15 protein-coding genes and 1 pseudogene are annotated in these 20,570 nt (G+C 55.5%); 14 read left to right on the forward strand and 2 right to left on the reverse strand.

Features of this window, described 5'->3' with window-relative positions; genetic code table 11:
• Positions 1-5 precede the first annotated feature (5 nt).
• From EKD05_RS06440 to EKD05_RS06480, 9 genes are all read left to right on the forward strand, one after another.
• The gene (locus EKD05_RS06440; RefSeq protein WP_129671619.1) at positions 6-4,472 is read left to right on the forward strand and encodes an FtsK/SpoIIIE domain-containing protein; all 4,467 of its coding nucleotides are present in this window, start codon (positions 6-8) and stop codon (positions 4,470-4,472) included.
• Positions 4,473-4,502: 30 nt separating this feature from the next.
• The gene (locus EKD05_RS06445) at positions 4,503-5,294 is read left to right on the forward strand and encodes a hypothetical protein (protein WP_129671620.1); all 792 of its coding nucleotides are present in this window, start codon (positions 4,503-4,505) and stop codon (positions 5,292-5,294) included.
• 131 nt (positions 5,295-5,425) lie between these two features.
• On the forward strand, positions 5,426-6,643 hold the full coding sequence (locus EKD05_RS06450) for a WXG100 family type VII secretion target (protein ID WP_129671621.1): 1,218 nt from the start codon (positions 5,426-5,428) through the stop codon (positions 6,641-6,643).
• Positions 6,644-6,679: 36 nt separating this feature from the next.
• Entirely contained in the window at positions 6,680-7,504 is an 825-nt protein-coding gene (locus tag EKD05_RS06455) for an FHA domain-containing protein (protein ID WP_129671622.1), read from the forward strand.
• A gap of 2 nt (positions 7,505-7,506) precedes the next feature.
• Positions 7,507-8,751 carry a vWA domain-containing protein gene (locus EKD05_RS06460; protein ID WP_129671623.1) on the forward strand — a complete coding sequence of 415 codons (1,245 nt, stop codon included), beginning with the start codon at positions 7,507-7,509 and terminating at the stop codon, positions 8,749-8,751.
• 9 nt (positions 8,752-8,760) lie between these two features.
• Complete coding sequence (locus EKD05_RS06465; RefSeq protein WP_129671624.1) at positions 8,761-10,140, forward strand: serine/threonine protein kinase; 1,380 nt, start codon at positions 8,761-8,763, stop codon at positions 10,138-10,140.
• Complete coding sequence (locus EKD05_RS06470) at positions 10,137-11,468, forward strand: PP2C family serine/threonine-protein phosphatase (RefSeq protein ID WP_129671625.1); 1,332 nt, start codon at positions 10,137-10,139, stop codon at positions 11,466-11,468. The genes EKD05_RS06465 and EKD05_RS06470 overlap by 4 nt, the downstream gene beginning before the upstream one ends.
• A 149-nt stretch (positions 11,469-11,617) precedes the next feature.
• Complete coding sequence (locus EKD05_RS06475) at positions 11,618-13,477, forward strand: hypothetical protein (protein ID WP_129671626.1); 1,860 nt, start codon at positions 11,618-11,620, stop codon at positions 13,475-13,477.
• 44 nt (positions 13,478-13,521) lie between these two features.
• Entirely contained in the window at positions 13,522-14,922 is a 1,401-nt protein-coding gene (locus EKD05_RS06480; RefSeq protein WP_129671627.1) for a lipopolysaccharide assembly protein LapB, read from the forward strand.
• 69 nt (positions 14,923-14,991) lie between these two features.
• Here EKD05_RS06480 and EKD05_RS27125 read toward each other — a convergent pair whose 3' ends face one another.
• Both EKD05_RS27125 and icd read right to left on the reverse strand, forming a co-directional pair.
• Complete coding sequence (locus EKD05_RS27125) at positions 14,992-15,474, reverse strand: cyclic nucleotide-binding/CBS domain-containing protein (protein WP_370374880.1); 483 nt, start codon at positions 15,472-15,474, stop codon at positions 14,992-14,994.
• Positions 15,460-16,803 (reverse strand): annotated as a pseudogene (icd, locus tag EKD05_RS06485) (NADP-dependent isocitrate dehydrogenase); the annotation flags it as partial. The gene EKD05_RS27125 and the pseudogene icd, both read right to left, overlap by 15 nt.
• A 383-nt stretch (positions 16,804-17,186) precedes the next feature.
• Here icd and EKD05_RS06490 point away from each other — a divergent pair.
• The 5 genes from EKD05_RS06490 to EKD05_RS06510 are packed head-to-tail and all read left to right on the forward strand — an operon-like array spanning position 17,187 to position 20,512.
• Positions 17,187-17,543, forward strand: a complete 357-nt coding sequence (locus EKD05_RS06490; protein ID WP_097653837.1) for an NADH-quinone oxidoreductase subunit A — start codon at positions 17,187-17,189, stop codon at positions 17,541-17,543.
• Positions 17,534-18,076: an NADH-quinone oxidoreductase subunit B gene (locus tag EKD05_RS06495; RefSeq protein ID WP_129671629.1), complete on the forward strand. Its 543-nt coding sequence runs from the start codon at positions 17,534-17,536 to the stop codon at positions 18,074-18,076. Before EKD05_RS06490 ends, EKD05_RS06495 begins: the two co-directional genes overlap by 10 nt.
• Positions 18,069-18,587, forward strand: a complete 519-nt coding sequence (locus tag EKD05_RS06500) for an NADH-quinone oxidoreductase subunit C (RefSeq protein WP_129671630.1) — start codon at positions 18,069-18,071, stop codon at positions 18,585-18,587. The genes EKD05_RS06495 and EKD05_RS06500 overlap by 8 nt, the downstream gene beginning before the upstream one ends.
• Before the next feature lie 4 nt (positions 18,588-18,591).
• Positions 18,592-19,824 carry an NADH dehydrogenase (quinone) subunit D gene (gene nuoD, locus EKD05_RS06505; RefSeq protein WP_129671631.1) on the forward strand — a complete coding sequence of 411 codons (1,233 nt, stop codon included), beginning with the start codon at positions 18,592-18,594 and terminating at the stop codon, positions 19,822-19,824.
• 4 nt (positions 19,825-19,828) lie between these two features.
• On the forward strand, positions 19,829-20,512 hold the full coding sequence (locus tag EKD05_RS06510; protein WP_129671632.1) for an NAD(P)H-dependent oxidoreductase subunit E: 684 nt from the start codon (positions 19,829-19,831) through the stop codon (positions 20,510-20,512).
• Positions 20,513-20,570 lie beyond the last annotated feature (58 nt).

The raw sequence follows: 20,570 nt of genomic DNA on the forward strand, positions 1-20,570 counted from the left end.
TTGCGATGACATTTGCGACTGCCGAAAAAGTAGGTGATGCGGATCTGGCAGCATCAGGCGGATCAAACGAGCAACCGCTTACGCTCTTCAATCGTCCTCCGCGCATTTTGCGCACCCTGCCTGATGATGAGATCAATATCCCTGGGCCACCGCAAGAGCCAACGATGCGCGGTGGGATGCGGTTAATTAGCATCCTGATTCCACTCATCTCGTCCCTCGTCTATCTTGGCATTGCAGGAGCACGGAGCAGCACAGCTGGGGCAGGTTCAATGCTGAGTGCCTTACCGATTGTCGTGATTGGTATGCTCACTGGCGGAGCGGCTTTTTATACCTATCGGCAGCAGAAGCGTGAATACGAAGCGGCGCTGGTGACGTATCGCGAGACCTACCAGGCGGCCCTAGAAAAGATTCGCCGCCAACTCCAGCAACTCGAACGTCAACAGCGCAGCTATTATGAGGAGAATGACCCAGATCTGAAAACCCTGCTCCAGATCGCCCATGGTGAGATCAACAAAAAGAATGAACCAGTACCATCAAGTCGGCTCTGGGAACGTCGGCCTGAAGATGCTGATTTTCTTGCGTTGCGCATTGGGCGCGGTGATCGACCAACCAGTGTGACGATCAAGCCGCCCAGCGTCAATGCCTACACCAAAGACGTTGAAGACTCGCTGCTCATCGCTGAGCAATTTCGCCTTGTACGCGATGTTCCCGTTAGTCTCAATCTGCGCACCGTGGGGTCAATTGGCATCGCAGGCCCCGACGGACGAACACTCAATCTATTGCAGGCCCTGATCTGGCAACTTGTTATCCACCATTCATCAAGCGAAGTGCGGATTGCGGCCTTCTGGGATGCAACCTTTGATGACTCATGGGACTGGCTCCGCTACCTGCCCCATACACGGCCCCTGGATGGCGATGAGAGTTATCGCCTTCTGGCCCGCTATGACCGCAATCCAGAAGATAGCGTCCGCGTTCTCTCAGCCTTGAGTAAAGAACTCAAACGGCGGCGTGAAGATGACCAGCGTGGACAACGTCCCCACCTCGTTGTGATTCTGAGCAGTTACCTGCTGCATCGTGAAGACTACCCGCTCTTTGCGCAACTTATTACCGGGCGAACAGCTGATATCAGTGCCATCTGCCTTGTCCCTGAGGTACGTGACGTGCCAAGTGAATGTGGTGGGTACATTGATCTGGTTCATGGAGGTTCCCCTGAACACGCACGGCTTGGGGTTGCAGGCAAAGGTGGCGGCTACAGTATCTTCAAAGCAGATATGGCAACAACCGAACAGAGTCGGGAACTCGCTCTACGCATAGCCCCGGTCGAATTGGCTGATACCGATGGTGGCCGTGAAATGCCCCGTAATGTTCCGCTGCTCTCGTTGCTTGGTATCCTCGACGCAGCAACCTATGATCCGCAAATCCTCTGGGCGAAGGCACCTACCGATAGCTGGCATCCTGTGCCGGTTGGGGCTCAGGGTGCTGGAGTGCCAATGGAAATCAATTTGAATGAGGGCATTCACGGGGTGCATGGCATGATTGCCGGGGCTACCGGTGCCGGTAAAAGTGAATTGCTCTTGAGTTTTCTAATGGCCTTGGCGATTCGTCATCACCCAGATCGACTCAATTTTCTCTTGATCGACTTCAAGGGTGGGGCCACTTTCCGCGATCTTGAAGCCTTGCCCCATACCTCCGGGATGGTCACAGATCTCTCGGGTTTTATGGCTGAACGAGCATTGATTGCGATGAATAGCGAGCTCGATCGCCGTAAGCGCCTGTTGAGCGCCAAGGGAGTGCCCAATATTAAAAGCTACCGCCGGGCCGGTTTCGACCAGCGCGGCGAGCCCTTGCCCAACCTTTTCATTGCGATTGATGAATTTGATGAGATGATTCGCGACTATCCTCAGTTTCAGGATGAATTGATCCGCGTAGGCAAACAAGGGCGCAGTCTAGGGGTGCATTTGCTCTTTGCTACGCAGCAGCCTTCGCTGATTAAAGAAGGTCTACAAAATAACCTAAGTTATTGGATGTCACTACGGGTCAATTCAAAAGATGATAGCCGTACGATGCTTGGCCTACCCGACGCTGCCCAACTGGGGACAGATACACCCGGGCGAGGTTTTCTGCGCGATAAGAATAGTGGTGTGCGGGTTTTCCAGTCGGCCCTCATTACGTCAACCTATCGCCAGGTTACGGGGCGGAGTACAAGCGAGATTGATCTTACAGGGCATTTGCGCATCAATACAAGTGAAACACGTGCCCAACAGATGTTTGAAGTGGAATTAGACGATCTGGTCAATCAACTCAAAACAACGCTGACTGAAAGCGGGCGCAACAAGTTGATTGAGGCAAGCATAGCCTCGATGTGCAAACAGTTCAATGAACTGTTCGAACGCAACCTGACTGAAACCGAATTGAAAGAACAGCACCGGACAACCCGCGCTGCTATTGACCTCTTTCTCCAGGCTCTCCATCAACTCTCGTATGACCCGAAGGAGATGAGTGAAGCTGAAGCAATTGACCATCAAATCAATCTGGCTTCACGCAAACTCATTACCCTATTAATGGGTAATCGCGAGCAGATTAGTGAGATTCGTCTGGTTGCACGCCATATGGTTGAGGCGCAAGGGGCACGCTATGCAGCACAAAAGTATCGCATCTGGGAAGAACCCCTCCCCGCCACCTTGCCCCTCGCCGAACTAATGCAACGTAGCGGCGGCAAGGCCAACTGGCTTGATGTGCCCTTTGGCGTTGTTGATCAGCCCGAACTTGCCTGTCACGATCTGCTAACAACTGATCTCGCAGGTGCCGGGGGCAATTTGCTGGCACTGGGAGCTTCGGGCAGCGGCAAAACAACCCTGCTCCAGACCATCATGCTGGCCTTAGCTCATAGCCTCAGCCCAACCGAGCTCTGGTTTTATGTCATTGATAGTACTGGCGCAGGCATTGGTCTGCAAGGCAAGCTACCGCATCTTGCCCATGTGCTTGGGCCACGCCAACATCTGTTGATTGAACGTATGTTTGTCGAGTTGCAGAATCAACTCGAAGATCGTCGCACCATGTTCCAACAACAGGGCGTAGCTTCGCTGAGCCAGTACCGCGAGCGCTATAGCCGACAGCCGGATGGTCTTCAACCTCCGCCCCCAGCGCTTGTCATTGTCATTGACAATCTGGCCGAGGTAACGAATCAGAATGAACTGGTGCTTGAGACCCTTAAAACCTTCATGCGTGAGAGCCGCGCCTATGGGATCTATTTTCTTGTGTCAGCCTACACGATGCGTGAAGTTGGCTCGCTCTTGGCCAATTTCGAGACCCGTATCGCGCTCCGGCTCAATAGCGACGATGATTCAGCCGCGCTGATTGGCAAAGATTATGCGAGCAAGCTGATCAAACCTGATCAACCTGGACGTGCGTTTTTGCGTGGTACCCCACGCCCCATCGAAGTGCAACTGGCGTTGCCAGCCCTGCGTTCGCGCAAGGTAGCGGCAGATGTTGATGTGCAAGCCGAAGAGAAGGAAGTTGCGTACAGCGACCTTGTTGAGGAACTGCAACGGTCAGCCGATCTCATACGAGCAACCTGGCAGCACATCATGGCAAGCGGTGATCCTCGCAAACCCCAGGGCTTACATCTGCTGCCGCCAACAGTTGAAGTGGGAACCTTGCTCACACAGTTGCCTCCAGACTCAAGCCCGACGATCCCCCTGGGAATCGAGAGCGCTTCACTCCAACCGTTGCTCTGGTCGCTCGAACAAAATGCGCATCTCTTGATCACAGGCGGCTTGCGCAATGGCAAACGCTCGCTCTTACGCACACTGATACTTGCGGCAACCCGGCGGATGGCGCTTGACGATGTCGAATTTGTGCTGGTTGACTATAGTATGCGCGCCCTGCGCGATCTTGCTGCACTGCCCCAGGTGCGCACGTTTGCGGAACTGACGCTGGCAAACAAAGAAGTCCGTGACATCACTGTTGTGACGGAGAAGGATGAATTCCTAGCGGTGCTCCAAAAATTGACGGGCGAACTGGCTGAACGACTCAACCTGCTGCGCCGTGGCCTCCCAATTACCCGACGTACCATCGTGATCATCCATAACTGGGATCTGGTCGCGCAGGATAATCCGATGACAACCGCGTTTGACCCCTTTGTTCGCCGTGGTAGTGATGTCGGCTTGCATTGTGTGATCTCCTATACCGATCCGATGAGCCTCAATAGTGGCACGCTGCTACGAGCCGTCCGGGCTAGTGCGATTGAGGTGATTAGTGGACGCCCCCCCAGCGATTCGGCACCCTATGCTCCGCCCATTACCAAACGGTTCAAGAGCGTGCTTGCCAGTGAGATGCCCCCTGGCCGTGGGTTTGTCCTGGAAACCGGGCAACCTGCCCGCCTCGTGCAACTTGCCTATGCCAGCCCGGAATATGTTAGGGAAGAACTGAAACGCATTGGAACCGACTCACATCATCCCATCGCACAGTAGCTATGCAGTGTTGCAGAAAGGTTTACCGAAATGACGACCCAAGCCACCTTCGTGTTGAGCCAGGAAGAAGTCTATGTTGCCCTTTCTTACGTACGTGCCCGAGGACTCCTTGGCATTGATCCGGCCTCGCTCGCCAGTGTTAACGCTGAAGAGCGTCAGGCGCTGCTTGCCGCAGCTGGGCGTGCTCTGCAAGCACGAGGGATGTTGAACCGCGATGAAGAGAAGCAACTCGTCCTGGAAGAAACCGTCCGTACAACGCTCAATGGGGCAGCCCGAGCGCCACGTTCACTCTCAACGATTACCCGTAAAGCTGGACAGGAAGCCTTGCAGAGCTATATCGTCCATCACAACGATGGTCTTTGGATCAAGCATACGCAGCCCGAGAGTGGCTTGCATCAGTTTACGCTTGCCCGTGAAAGGCTGTCCCTCCAGGAAGATTTGACTGCACTGTTTGCGATCGCCGATCAGACACGGCCACAAGCGACAACTTTTACGCTTGATCAAGCCGAGTTAGAGCAAATCCAGAACGCCGTGCAAGCAGAACCAGATCATGTGGCAGAACGCGTGGTTGCAGCCGGGGCCGACGAGGCAACTGGACAACTATTTGCCGAATTGCTCACTGGCGAACGTGACTCGGCCATCGTGCAAACGATTGATCGCACAAACCCGGGAGCGGAAGAAGAGACGCGCACCGTAACGCTCTTGCATAACCATCAGGGCTTCTGGATGATGCGAACCTTGAATCCAACTCAACTACAGTGCCAGCCAGCCAGTGCCGAAGAAGTCAGGCAGATGCTGAAGGAACTGATTGACCTGTTGTAGCGCCTGCGCAACCGGGTTCGACGAAGAGCCAGCCAAGCACACCAACGGTTTCACCCAGACCATGTGGAGCCTCGAACATCATTCATATTCTGTTTTGACCTCTATATCACGGACACAAAGGAGCTCAAACCATGCCAGGCATCATTCGTGCTGATACCGATCAACTCCGTGCCGTCGCCAACCAGATGCGTACAACTGCCGAACAGATTTCCACCGGAACTGGTTCGATGCAACAGTCAATGGAGATGCTCGATATGGTCTGGAGTGGCAAGGCGCGTGATCGTGGCATGGAGGCATGGGCACGCATTGTCGCCCGCTACAACCCCGAGGTCAACACCCTGCTTCACCTTGCCAAAGAACTCGAAGCCCTGGCGCAACGCATGGACGAGGCTGCGGCTGTCTTTGGCGATAGCGGAAGTGGGAGTGGGGGAGGTACAGCAGGCGGCATCGGCGAGGGCCAGGAAAAACCGTGGTATGAAGATAAACCAAAACTTGAGCAACCACCGCAAAACATGGGTGAAATTTTTGATCTTTTAGGCCCAGATAAAAATAATGGCAATGAAATCCAAATCTACCAGGTTGGCCCAAATGAGTTTGCCGTGCTACTGCAAGGGAGTGATCAGAGCCGTACCGGGATCAATTCGCTCTGGACAGATGCGCCTGAGGCTGGTTTCGGTGGAGACACTGAATATGCGCGAAAGGTGCGGGAGATGTTGCAGGAGTTGGGTGAAAAACACCCTGGCGCAGCGGTCAATCTGTTTGGTTATAGCCTGGGAGGCATTGTTGCCCAGCAAGTGGCGAGTAACACGTCTTTTTTCAACCAGAATGGCTTGAATCTCAAGACTGTCAGCACCTATGGAGCACCAAAAATCGACACTGTGCCAGAGGGCAAGACCTATGCAGATTTTGATGCCCCGGGTGACATTGTGAGTGGCTTACCTGTTTCGGTTACACCTGAGTCGGTTTTAACAACCGTTGCTTTTGGGTTAAAGCCAGGAGAAACACTTGCGGTAGGTGGTGCAATGCATATGACTGGATATCAACATGATTTTATGCCAACACGCCAGGACATGAATAATACAACTCCTCCCTTCAACGCCGATACATGGGTTCTGGTTGACAGCTATAACGATGCAACGGACTACGGCGCACAAGCTGATGAGAACATCGGAGATATCGTACAAGATACCGGTAAGTCCATCGGCGAAACCATAAAAGATACGGGCCAGAAGATAGGTGATCAAGCCGAGAAGATTGGCCAGGAAGTTCAGAACAAGGTTCAGGAGGGCAAAGAACAGGTTGATACATACATAAACAAGTTAGGCGCATGGATACCCGATCCTTTCTAACTGAAAGCGCATGGAATAAGTGAGAGGGAGCAGCATATGAACAGTTTCGAGTTCTGGGCGCATATGCAGAGCTACGCGCAGATGAGTCGCCTCTGGTGGTACACATTTGCCGCGTTGCCCGCAATGATCATTGCCGGTGGGGCGTATCCGTTGATGGCATTTGCGTTGCGGCGCAAGACGTCGCCGCCAATGATCTTTTTCTGGCTCGTCGTCGCTGGCATTCCGGCCTTGATGGTCTTTCCATCGTTTTATGTCAGCACCAACCTTGAGGCCTCGCTTGCTCACGTGGAGTTTGCGATCCCTGGCCGACCACAGGATTTTCCCCTTGCGCAGGCACGGATGCTCGGGGCAAGCCTTGATACGCTGGCCCTCTATGGCATTGTGGGGGCAGCCCTGACGATGATCATCATGGTAGCAGGCTCGCTCGTTGGTGATGTGCCAGTCGCAAGCCCGATTGTGCAACAGATTTCACAGTCGCTGACCAAAGCCGTGACGAGAGCGATGAATCCTGGGCGAAGTGCAGCGGCCCTCAGTAGTCAATACGGTGTGCTGAAAGTCACCCAGGGGTCAGCAACTGGCAGCCAGTATGCGGTACGCAATGGCACCATTGGCAAACAGGATGCCGATATTTTGATTACCGATACCGTGGTCTCACGCAAACATGCCCGCCTCGAAGTCAAAGGTGGCACGCCACAACTCATTGATGATGGCAGCATGAATGGAACCTATATTGTGCGGGCCGGGCAAGAATATGAGCTCAATGGGGCCGCGATGGAACTGCAACCAGGCGATACGATCTATCTTGGTCCACCGAGCCTACCGACGGCTGTGGCAATGGTCTATGAGCGAAATGGAGCCTAGCAATGCGTTATCTGCTCATCCTCGTTGTTATGCTGGCCCTGTTGGTGCCAACCTTTGCGGCAGCTCAGGGAAGCCCAGACGTTCAGGTTGACACCTATGGCCTGCGCATTGATGGCCGGACGGTCGAGGTGCTCTTTCGTGTCCGCGATCGAGCAACTGGCCGTGACCTGCAAGGGATCACCCCACGCGATCTACGGCTCATTGAGGATAATCTCACGATCAATCCACGCCTTGAAGTGAGCGAAACCCAAACCGATGCCGTCAATCCATTTCAGAGTGTCGATCTGGCGACGCTGCCAGGTGGTACCCAGCCAGTCGCAGGGAGTCAGGCAGTTGAGTTGGAGGTTGTAGGTTCAACCATTGGCATTGTCTACGATGCCAGTTTGCTGATGAATGCGGCGGGCGATCCAACCGATTACGTGGCGCGTGGGCGGGGATTGATTATTGATTTTCTGGAAGCCGGACGAACGATCGCCCCGAACAATCCCGAGCACATCGGACTCTTTATCCCTCTCAGTGTTCCTACCGTCAGTGGTGAAAACATACGACCGATGGAACTACCCGATTTTGTGCATGATCGCAATGCAGTCATCAACACTCTCAATCAGATGGCACCACGTACCGGCAAGACCAATATCTTTGATACGATTTCGCTTGCAGTGGCGGCAACAGCCGATGCAGCCGCTGAGCGAGGGGCCGAGGCCTATGTGCTGGTGGTGACCGATGGTGGCGACTCGACCAGCGTTGGTTCACTTGATGCACTGATGGCCGAGGCAAGCGCACGCAATGTCAGGATGCTCATTGTTGGCGTTGGCCCACAGCAACGCCTCGCAAGCAATGCTGCCACCCTGACGACCCTGGCAAACAAAACCAAGGGTGCGTATATTGGCAACCCCTCAGGCGAAGAGATCCAGAATTTTTATGGCAGTCATGTCAACGTTGTCAGTCAAAGCGCGTATGTGTTGCGCTACACAACTGACCTGATTGATGACGGCAAAACCCATAATCTGATCATTCGTGTTGAAGGCCCCGGACGGGGCGAAAGCCCGGCTGTGCCACTCTTTGTTGACATCCCTATTGATGGACCCGAAGGTGGGCTCAACCTGCGCCCAGCTTTGCAGGGATACGCGCTACGAGCCGTGCCATTGCTCATCGTCGTCTCCGTCTTGATGACTTCATTGGTCTGGTTTAGTCGACGGTTCAAAGGGCCAAGCAGTTCGATCAGTGGTGGTATTACCCGAACATAAGAGGTTGTTATGCAAGATCTGGCCCCTGGATCACGCTATGGCAGCTTTCAGATCATTACGAAACTAGGACGTGGTCTGACTGGCCCTGTCTACAAGGCAGTCTATACAAGGGACGGTTCTGAAGTGGCCCTTAAATTTCTCGATGGGCAGGACGAGAGTGTTAAATCCTATTTCTTCAATGAAATGGGCCTCTTACGTCGCGCCAAAGAGCATGGTCGCAACCATACGCATCTAGTTGAGTATGTTGCAAGTTATACCACACAGCAACCTTTCTGTCTGGCAACCCGGTTTTATGATGGACAAGAGCTGACTGAGTTATTGACAAGTTGGGTCGCCCCTGGGTTGGCCTTACGCATTATTGAGCAGATTGCCGGGGCACTCGATTATCTGCACTATGGGCATCCCGATGCACCTGTTGTCCACCGCGACGTCAAGCCTGGCAATATTATGGTAAATTCCGCCGGGGATGCACTGCTCATTGATCTGAGTGCAGGCAAGTACCCAGGGTTTATGCGCGAAAACGAGCGTAGCCTGGGCACGCCACAATATATGCCCCCCGAACAGTATGAAGGCGACGAACAGCCACAAACGGATCAGTTTGCCCTGGCAATGGTCGCTTACCAGCTGCTGAGTGGCAAGGCCCTGCTCGGTGGACATGCCGACCGTGAGCAGAAGCAGATGCGTGCGTTGCGCGATAGTGGGTATGCCCGCATCCGCCAGGGCCTCTCCAAGATGCCTGCCACGGCAGACGTGATCATTCGTGCGGTGGCATATGAATGGACGTTACGTTATGCAACCTGCGAAGAGCTTGCCTATGAATTGCGCCGTGCCCTCGCGAGCGATGGGATTTCGCTTGATCTGATGGCCCCGGTACCCGTTCAGCACAAATACAAACAATGGTTGGCGTACGGGGTAATGGGCGTGGCAGTGGTCATAGCCCTCTTGATCCTCGTGATGAATCCGTTTCAGACAAGCTCCCCTCAAGTACCTGGACGAACGGTGAATCCACCAACAGCAACCCTGGCGGTTATCGAGCAACCTGGAACAGGCGCGAATCAAGCAGGGTTCGTCATTAATCCACCAGGCGCGGGGTCGGTCGCAATCGATCCAACCACGGGGCTTGCACCAACCACAAGCATTGCTGCGCCGAGTACAGCCTCACTGAATACCGGTGGCAGCATCACTCCAGCCCGTTCGGGCTGTGCGCTGCGCAACATACCCTCGACCGACGGCAGCATTATTCCATACAGTGCGCAGAGCCGGTTGATTCCTTCTGGGGTCAACCTGACCATCCTTGAACAACGGAACACATGGTATAACGTGCGCCTGCCCGACAGTCGCACCGGCTGGTGTCCAGATTATCAACTCAACCTGGGAGGTATCCGATGACGGCCAAAACGTTCACCCAGGCCTTTGACATTGGCAGTCAATGTGACAAAGGCCGTCGCCCAAATAACGAAGACCGGGTCTTGCGGGTTGAGGAGCAAAAGCAGGTCACTGAAGCCCAGCGCCGAGCCCTGGGACGACTCTACATTGTTGCTGATGGCGTTGGTGGCAATGATAACGGCGAGGTCGCGAGCAAACGGGTCGTCGAAAGGTTAATGTTCCACTACTACGAGGGCGAGCACCCGGAGGGAAGTAGCTATGCCGAGCGTTTCCAACGTGCGATCCAGGCGACAACCCGCGAGATCTTTGAGGAGTCAGTCGCCGCCAATAATAATATGCGCTCGACCATGGCAGCGGCGCTGATTCTTGATCATCAAGGCCAGCCAGACAAACGCCAAGCCATCATTGCCAATGTGGGCGATAGTCCCGTCATCCTCTTTCGCAAAGGGGCAAAACCACAAAAACTAAGCCAGGATCACGTGAGACGCGACCAGTCGCTGTCGCAGGCCATGGGCGACGCAATGGTCAACGTCACGATCTTTAACCAGACTCTCCAGCCCGATGATATCCTCGTGATCTGTTCCGACGGGCTCAGCGACGGGGCCAAGGGGCCTGTTCCGCCCAGTGCCATCGAAAAAATAGTCCGCACGATGCCTTCACAGGCCGCCGCCGACGAACTGGTGCGCTTAGCCAAACGGATCGGCAGCAACGACAACATCTCAGCGATTGTGATCCGCAATGGCGAGCGCCCGCTGCCCGTGCGCCTGATAACGCAAGGGGTCGGGGCATTCTTTGGGGTTGCCGTGCTGATCCTTGCGGCCTTTCTGCTGATCAGAGCAACCGACCCGGAAGGCAGTTTCTTGCCTGAAGGCATTGAAATCAATTTCCAAGGACTTGACGATCAAGGCAGTGGCCTTCCGCCTGACCCGACAACTGGCATCAAGCCAAGCTCGACACCAGCGCCAACAGCCACCCCCGTGCCAATCCAACCAGTTACAACAAATCGCCCTGGGGCGCCTGCTGCTGCAACCCCAAGGCCAAACCCGCCGCAACAGCAACAAGGCGGGCCGACAGCAACCCCGAGTGTAGCCACAGCGGCACCAAGTGCAACGGTGGATCCTAAGCTATTGGCACCACAACCGACAGAAACGCCGACACCGACGCCGACACCGACGCCGACACCACCGCCAACCCAACCGGAACCAGAACCAGAACCGGAACCAGAACCAGAACCAGAACCGGAACCAGAACCGGAACCGGAACCGGAACCACAACCGGAACCACAACCGGGAGATGGCAATGGAAATAAAGATCGTGATCCTTATCCATAGCCCACACCTCTAAGAAACTGCCTGAAAAGGGCGGTTGGGTGCGCGGCCTCTGGCCCGCATGCGGGCCAGAGGCCCGCGCACCCAGGTTGTCCCAAGGATTTATCGCTAATGCACTAGCCGCACCCTCACTATTTGGAAGTAGCATCATCATGATTTGGAAGAACCATCGCATAACACTGACTTCACTCGGCCTTAGTGCCATAATCATGCTCCTTGTGGCCCTGATGAATTTGGTCGAGGTGATGCAGCCGGTTGGGGCAAGCGAAGGCGAGCCATCCCCTCATCTGAAGGTGGAGAGCATTCCGGCAGCAGATAACCCACTCGCTGCGGGAGACCAACTCATGTTGGTAATGACGATCAGCAATACTCTTGATCATGAACTCGAGATCTTCAGGCTTGATCAGGTGCTGTCACCAACGCTTCCGCTGGAAGGTACTATCTATTTTAGTGATGCCATCAGCGGATGCACAACTCTGCCGTGCGAGACTGCGACAGTAGTGAGCAATACGACAGCGCTCATTACCACAACATACACTGTCAAGGCAGATGCCATTGTAGGAAATGTGATTAGTCATACAACCACACTGAGCGCACCAATTCTAGCAGCGCCGCTCGTCTGGCTAGGGGTAACAAGCCAGGTTGATGGCCCGCAATTGCATGTGAACACGCACTATGATAGTGAAGACCCCACGATTGATGGGCATCTTAGCCTGACTATCGTCATCACAAATCCGTCGCAACGGGCCATTGAAAGCATGACTGTATCGCAAACGCTTGTACCAGAACTACCACTGGTAAACGTAGAGCTAGGTGATCAGATTGCCAATTGTGAAGCATGGCCGTGTGATACGCTGACAATCTTGAGCAATACAACTGGATTGATTACGGCCACCTACTACATCGATCAGGTGGTTGATCAACCGATTACTCATACTTCCACCTTGAGTTCTAGCATTCTGCCCAAGCCACAAGTCTTCATTGATGCAACTCGACCAGTCAAACGGCAACGCCTCTTTTTACCCATCATTCAAGATACCTACCCCGATATCTATGCCCAATGGGTGCAATTGGCACAGCCAGCAGGTGGGACTTCAATCAACTATATCTATGTCTCACAAGCAACCATGGCATGCAGCGGACCAACCAAAGAGCAATATCTGCCAACAACAATTCTCGCAGCCACAAACAATGGCATCTATCAATTGCGTCACGCCAGTGTGCCAGGTGAGCTACCAACCTGGGAACTACGTGGGAGTAACACGATTTCGGTTTCACACATCATTAGCACAACCAATGGCTACTTTGCCAGCAGTTTCAACCAAAACAGCATCTTTCGCAGCACTGATGGAGGTCAAACCTGGCAGACTGAAACACTTCCAGAAGATAATCGGTTTGTCTACTGGCTTGCGGCAAGTGGCGAACGAATCCTCGCCGCTGGCAATCGTGGCTTGTTTATCAGGGAAACTGACGGAGGATGGGTACAAGATACACAGGTAACCGGAAGCATCTTTGGTGTAGCGGCCCGTGGAACCAATGCTTATGCCATCCAAATCGGCAATGACAAAGACACTCTCTGGGGCAGCACGGAAGGTGGCGCACCAGGCACATGGGCAAGCATCGGAGCATTGCCTGGGACAGCCAACTTTATGCAAACCCTCTATGCTGACAATGAGAGCTCAGATGCTCTTCTCATTGGAGTAATAGGCGGTGGCATCTACCGGCTACATGCTGACGGAACCTTCACTCCTTTCAGCCAGGATGCCAACTTGACCGTCTACGGCATGTGGCGTGACGCTCAACAGCGTCTGTACGCTGCATTTCGTGAACCAGGCGGCCTACAACGCTTTGCGCCAGAAGGTGGTGCGGGTGAACCCTTGCATACACTTGGCGGAGACGCACCATCGAACAACGAGCGGATCTACAGCATCAATGGCAATGCCGGCGATCAGTGCGGGATGATTATTACCGGAAGTCGCCAGGGCACGATCCACCTTCGTCGCATTCCGTGAGGACACCTAGGATGAGCACTTCAAATCATGCTTCAAGCAATCAAATGACAAGAACTTTCCGCATCCATTTCAGTGAGCGTCATGTGTTGCAAGAGGATCTCGAAATCGACACGCCGCTCTATCTGGTGATCAGCCAGTTGGCGCAGCGGCATCAGTTGCCGGTCGTCGAAGGAGGCTATGGCTTCTTTGCTGGTGCTGAGCGACGGCCACTCAGTCGCGAGGTGCCCTTGACCCGTACGCCTTATGCGAATGGGGGCGAACTCTATCTTGCCCCGGTGCATACACCCTGGTGGGCACCGATACCCACTGTGGCGGCGATGCCGACGCCAGCAGTGCCTGTCAAGCGAACCCCAACGCTGAGTCTGCCAGCGCGCCCTCGCTTGAGCCTCACACCACAGAATATCCTGCTGATCACGATTGGCGTTATCGCCATCGCGATGCTGGGCTTGCTTTTCTGGCCCCAGGGGACAACGAATGGCACAGGCAGTAATCAGAGCGTCAGCATCGTTGCACCAAGTGAAGTCATTGCGCTGCCAACGGCCACGCTCTTACCCGCAACCCCAACGCCTGATGCGGCAACACAAGCGCGTCAGCATTACCAGGATGGCATGACAGCCTATGCCGCCGAAAACTGGTCCGTCGCCGCTGAACATTTCCAGGAGGTCTATGCCTACGATGCGAGCTATCGCGAGATTGCGTCGGTCTTGAGTGCAAGCTTCTACAACTGGGGCATTACGACACGCGATGAAGGCGATATCACGACAGCCCTGGCTCATTTTCAATCAACGATCAAGGTCGATAGCAACCACACGCTGGCCCGCACCGAAATCCAGAAAGCGAATATCTATCTGGATGCGCAAAAGAAGGTCGCAAATGGCAACCTTGACGGCGCGATTCAACGGTATCAAAGCCTGATCGAAATGAATGGCGGCAATTATGCCGATGCAACGACGCAGATCTACGAACTCCTGTTAAACCAAGCCGAAACAGTTGCCCAACAGGGCGGCGATGAGAATCTGCAACGTGCGTTGGAGCTCTATCGCGCAGCGGCGGGAGTTGAAGTTATCGATCGCAGCAAGGCTGAGCAAGGCGTGGTCGAGATTCAGGCGCTCCTGCCAACTCCTACACCCATACCCAGACCAACGGCAACACCTCAACCAAGGCCAGCTGCACGGCTACGCTTTTCGGTCGCCAACTATAACGATGATCCTGGGTGCATCTCGATCAAGATCAATGGCATCTCTCCGGCTGGTTGGTACTTCTCGGTCGATGGCATTCGCGGGGTAAGCGGACGTTTCGATGGGGGAGGCAATGCGCGCGCCTGTGGCCTTGCGCCAGGGCAGGAGGTTACGATCTCGGTAATTGATGGCAATGGACGAGTTGTCCCCGGAGGCAGTGGCGTTCCTTCAAAGGGAAGTGCGATCATGATTGCAAATTGGAACTAGATTTTAGAATTTATTTACATCGCGCCCCCCGGTGTGCCAGCTACGCTGGCACCCGAGGGCCGCGATCTTTTACGCCTGCTCTTCAACCGAGCGGAAGATGTCGGTTTCGCTGATGATGCCGATGGGGTGGTTGTCGCGGGCGACGACGATGCGGCGGATGTTCTTTTCGAGCATGACGCGCGCGCATTCTTTGAGGCTTACGTCAGGCGCAATGGTGATCAGGGGCCGGGTGGCGATGTGATCGACGGTGATGCCGTCGAGTGACCGGTCTTCGCGGACGATCTTTTTGAGCACGTCGCGCATGGTCATGATGCCCCATCTGCCGGCGGCGTCGGGTTCGACGACGACGCTGGTGATGCCCCGTGACCGCATTAGGTGCGTGGTGTCGTGTAGCGGGGCTGACCCGGCTACCGAGACGATGCCGCGGGTCATTAATGCGCCCACAGTGTCGCGTGGATAGGTGGCAGTTTCGATGGGGCGGACGAGTTCTGGGCCGAAGGCGGGGTGAATGCGCTGTTCGTCACCCAGTAGCCGATCCATGTTGGCGATCATGGCGTCGGCAAATTCTGAGGTTTTCACCTCTTTGGCGTCGGGCATCATGCGCGCAAAGTCGTAGGTGACGATTTTCTGCCCAATGGTGCGTTCGAGTGAGCCGATGATGAGATCCGCCGCTTCGGTCCAGCCCATGTAGCGCAGCATCATGTCGCCCGAGAGGATCACTGAGCCGGGGTTGACTTTGTCGAGGTTGGCGTATTTCGGGGCTGTGCCGTGCGTCGCTTCGAAGATGGCATGCCCGGTGACGTAGTTGATGTTGCCGCCAGGGGCGATGCCGATGCCGCCTACCTGCGCCGCCAAGGCGTCAGAGAGGTAGTCGCCGTTGAGGTTGAGCGTCGCAATGACGTCAAATTCGTCGGGGCGCGTCAAGATTTGCTGGAGCGTGATGTCGGCGATGGCGTCTTTGACGAGGATTTTGCCGCTGGCAAGGGCGGCCTTCTGCTCGTCGTTCGCCGCCGATTCGCGATACATCGAACGGGTGCGCTCCCACTGGGCCCAGGTGTAGACATAGTCGCCAAAGGTGCGTTCGGCGTATTCGTAGCCCCAGTCGCGAAAGGCGCCTTCGGTGAATTTCTGGATGTTGCCTTTGTGAACCAGGGTGACGCTCTTGCGCTTGAAGGCGATCGCGTATTGGATCGCGGCCCGCACGAGCCGTTCCGTACCAACGCGGCTGACCGGTTTGATGCCAATGCCCATGTCAACACGGCCATCGGCAGGCGCACCGATCATGGCAAGGAATTCGTCAACCTTTTCGGCCGTGCCAAAACGGATCTTGGCAAAGTCTTTGGGATAGCTCTGCTCAATGAATTCGAGCACCCGGCTGGCCTCGGGTGTGCCCGCACGATACTCGATACCGGTGTAGATGTCTTCGGTATTCTCCCGAAAGATGACCATGTCCACCCGTTCGGGATGAAACACCGGCGAAGGGACGCCGGTAAAGTAGCGCACCGGGCGCAGACAGACATAGAGGTCGAGCATCTGGCGGAGCGCCACGTTGAGTGAGCGGATGCCCCCGCCGATCGGCGTGGTCAACGGCCCTTTAATGCCAACCAGATAGTATTTGAAGTCCTCAACCGTCTGGTCAGGAAGCCAGTTGCCCGTCTCGCGGAAAGCCTTTTCGCCAGCCAGAACTTCGTGCCAGGCAATTTTGCGAGCGCCGTCGTAGGCCTTGGCGACCGCAGCATCAAAGACCCGCACACTGGCCCGCCAGATGTCAGGGCCGGTGCCATCACCTTCAACAAACGGGATGATCGGGTTGTCTGGAACAATCAGCGTGCCGTCCTTGAGCGTAATGCGCTCGCCGGTTGGGGTTGTTCGCGTGGGCATGCTTTGTTTCTTCCTCTCCTCTATTCGTCAAAGCCTGAGTACATTGCCGCCATTATAGCCTATGAGAAGGATTTAGGAGATAGAAAAGAGGAAAGGTAGGGGCACGGCGATGCCGTGCCCCCGCCGCCGCCGCCCTGCCATCCCCGTACGGGCACGGCGCCGCCGTGCCCCTACTCATGGCAAATCAATAGAATGCAATGCTCTTGTTCACTCTTCGTTCCCGTTGACACAAGTTTGATCATTGGTATAATTCCAATGCACATCTGAGCACACCGCCCGCGTATTGTGTTGGTTCTTGCCTATTCGTCTGGGTAGGCTGGCACAGTCGCACCACTGCACGCTGCGACGCATCGCTTGGCGTCACGTCGCCTGGAGAGGGTCCTATGCTCGGTTCATTTCTACCCATTCTTGTTCTCTTCCTCATCGCTGCGTTTATCGCTGTTTTTGTGATTACGGTTTCGTCGCTGCTTGGCCCTCGTAAGAGTACCCCGCGTAAGCTAGCACCCTATGAGTCGGGCATGGAGCCGATTGGGGCGGCGATTCGTCGTATTCCGGTCAAGTTCTATGTGGTGGCAATGCTCTTTATCGTCTTCGATATCGAGGTCATCTTCTTCTATCCCTATGCACTCGTCTTTCGCGAGCTGGGGGTGCCGGGGTTGATGGCAATGGGCTTCTTCTTCCTGGTGCTGGTGGTGGGCTTTGTGTATGAGTGGAAGAAAGGGGCGCTGAAATGGGATTAGAAACGAAGGCTGGCGATCTGGGGGTCGTGACGACTTCGCTCGAATATGTGGTCAATTGGGGTCGTACCAATGCGATGTGGCCGCTGCTCTTTGGCCTGGCTTGCTGCGCCATCGAGATGATGGGGGCGCAGAGTCCTAATTATGATCTGTCCCGCTTTGGGATGGAGATTAATCGGGCTTCGCCTCGTCAGGCTGATCTGATGATCGTGGCCGGCCGCGTGAGCCGCAAGATGGCCCCCGTGGTGCGCCGCCTCTATGATCAGATGAGTGAGCCCAAGTGGGTGATCGCGATGGGCGATTGCGCCTCGTGTGGGGGCATTTTCAATAATTATGCGATTGTCCAGGGGGTTGATGAGATTGTGCCGGTGGATGTCTATGTGGCCGGCTGTCCTCCACGCCCCGAGGCGCTGATTGATGGCATTATGATGCTGCACGAGAAGGTGAAGCGTGAGAAGATTAGTGGCATCAAAGAGCAGCCGGTGCGCCTCGAGCAGCCGCTGATCCAGCAGGTGGATGTGAAGAAGTATGGATAATCAGATAATCCGTGATCGGCTTCAGGCGCAGTTTCCTCAGGCGATCCTGGCCGTTAGCGAACGGTTCGGCGATCTGAGTGTGACGCTCCGTCGTGAGGATCTGCTCGCCGTGGTGACCTGGTTGCGCGATCATCCCGAGACGCCCTACGATTTTCTTGAACACCTCTCGGGGGTTGATTACCTTGGACGGACGCCGCGCTTCGAGGTGGTGATCCATCTTATGAGCCTCCGCTATCTCCATCGGATCTGCCTGAAGGTCACGGCACCCGAGGATGATCCCCACGTGCCCTCGCTGACGCCGCTCTATCCGACGGCGAATTATCAAGAGCGCGAGACCTGGGATCTGCTTGGCATTGTCTTTGACGGCCATCCTTCGTTGCAACGCATTCTGATGCCCGATGATTGGATCGGCCATCCCCAACGCAAGGATCATCCGCTCGGCGAAGAAGAGGTTGCGTTTACCTTTAATCAGGAACGTATCTACGCCCAGAAGCCTTTTGCAAAAGAGTAAGTCTATGACGATCCTTGAGGTTCCAACCCCTCACGATATTACCGAGCCAGCCCTCGCTGGTACCACCGAGACGATGGTGCTCAATATGGGGCCGCACCATCCGAGTACCCACGGGGTGCTGCGCCTGGTGCTTGAGCTCGATGGCGAGATTGTGATTAGCGCTGCCCCTGATGTCGGCTTCCTCCATACGGGTATCGAGAAGAATATGGAGAGCAAGACCTATCAGAAGGCGCTGGTCATGACTGACCGGATGGATTATCTTGCCCCGCTCTCCAATAATCTCTGTTATGCGCTGGCTGTTGAGAAGTTGATGCAGGTGGAGATCCCGGAACGGGTGCAGGTGATCCGGGTGTTGCTGGTCGAGTTGCAACGCATTTCGTCGCATCTGGTCTGGCTCGGGACGCACGCGCTTGACCTGGCGGCGATGAGTGTCTTTCTCTATGCGATGCGTGAGCGCGAGCAGATCCTCGATATTTTTGAACTGGTCTCGGGCGCACGGATGATGACCAGTTATATTCGGATCGGTGGGCTCGCCTATGATGTCCCGGCTGATTTCTTGCCCACGGTTGATGCGCTGGTTGAGGTGATGCCGAGCCGCATTGATGAGTATGAGGATCTGTTGACCGGGAATCCGATCTGGCTGGAGCGGACGGTTGGCGTCGGGGCGCTTGATGGCAAGGCTGCGGTTGCCTATGGGCTGACAGGCGCGAATCTGCGTGCGACCGGGGTGCCCTACGATGTGCGCAAGGCACAGCCCTATTCGGGCTATGAGACCTATGAGTTTCAGGTGCCGATTGGCAAGAATGGCGATATTTATGACCGCTATCGCGTGCGGATGGCCGAGATGCGCCAGAGTGTGTTAATCTGTCGACAGGCCGCTGAACGCCTGCGGGCCATCGGCCCCGGCCCCTATGTGACGCCCGACCGCAAGGTCGCCCCACCCCCCAAGAGCGAGATTACCCATAGCATGGAGTCGCTCATTCATCACTTCAAGCTCTGGACCGAGGGTTTCAAGCCGCCGGTCGGTGATGCCTATGTGAGCATCGAGAGTCCGCGGGGCAGCCTGGGCTGTTATGTGGTGAGCGACGGTGGCCCTAAGCCATGGCGGGTACATTTTCGTAGTCCTTCTCTGATCAATTTGCAGGGCCTGCACCATATGGCGAAAGGTCGCCTGGTCGCCGATCTTGTGGCCCTGATTGCCAGCCTTGACCCGGTGCTGGGTGAGGTAGATCGGTAAGCATATGCTGCTTGAGACACATCGCGAAGCGATTGAGACGATTGTTGGCCGTTATGCCTCGCCGCGCAGCGCGGTGCTGCCGTTGCTCTATCTGGCCCAGGATGTCTATGGGCATCTGAGCAATGCGGCAATCCGCGAGGTGGCTGGCATCCTGGCTTTGCCCGAGACTGATGTCTTTGAGGTGGTGGGCTTCTATACGCTCTTTTATAGCCGGCCTGTGGGCACCTGGATGCTGCAGGTCTGTGATGATGTGCCCTGTTGCTACCTAGGCGCCGAAGAGTTGATCACGGCACTCAAAGATAGTTTGCAGATCAAGGAAGAGCAAACGAGCGCCGATGGGATGTTTACGCTGCAACGGGTGAAGTGCCTCGCGGCATGCGACCGTGCGCCGGTGCTTCAGGCAAACCTTGATTATGTCTATGATGTGACGCCTGAGAAGGTCGAGGCGCTGCTCAAGGATCTGCGGAGCCGCGCCGCTGACGCGCGACGCCGAGGGGTTTCAGGGCGTTTTGCCGAAGATTTTGCGGTAACAGAGCAGGGTGCGGTCGAACTGGTTGCGCGTGATGCACCCTATCAGTCCCGTCAGTTTGAGGTGCAAGGCCCGCCCCCGCCCCCCGAGCCGATTCCACCTCCCGAGGTTGAGTCAGGGCAAGATCGAGCCGAGACGCGGCGGGCGTCGCCTCTGTAGGGGGCATTGTCACCCCCTCCCCAGCCCTCCCCCGCTGGGGGAGGGAGCCGAGCGCTCA

Origin of the sequence: Candidatus Chloroploca sp. Khr17 (assembly GCF_004138165.1) — a bacterium.
Lineage (GTDB): Bacteria > Chloroflexota > Chloroflexia > Chloroflexales > Chloroflexaceae > Chloroploca.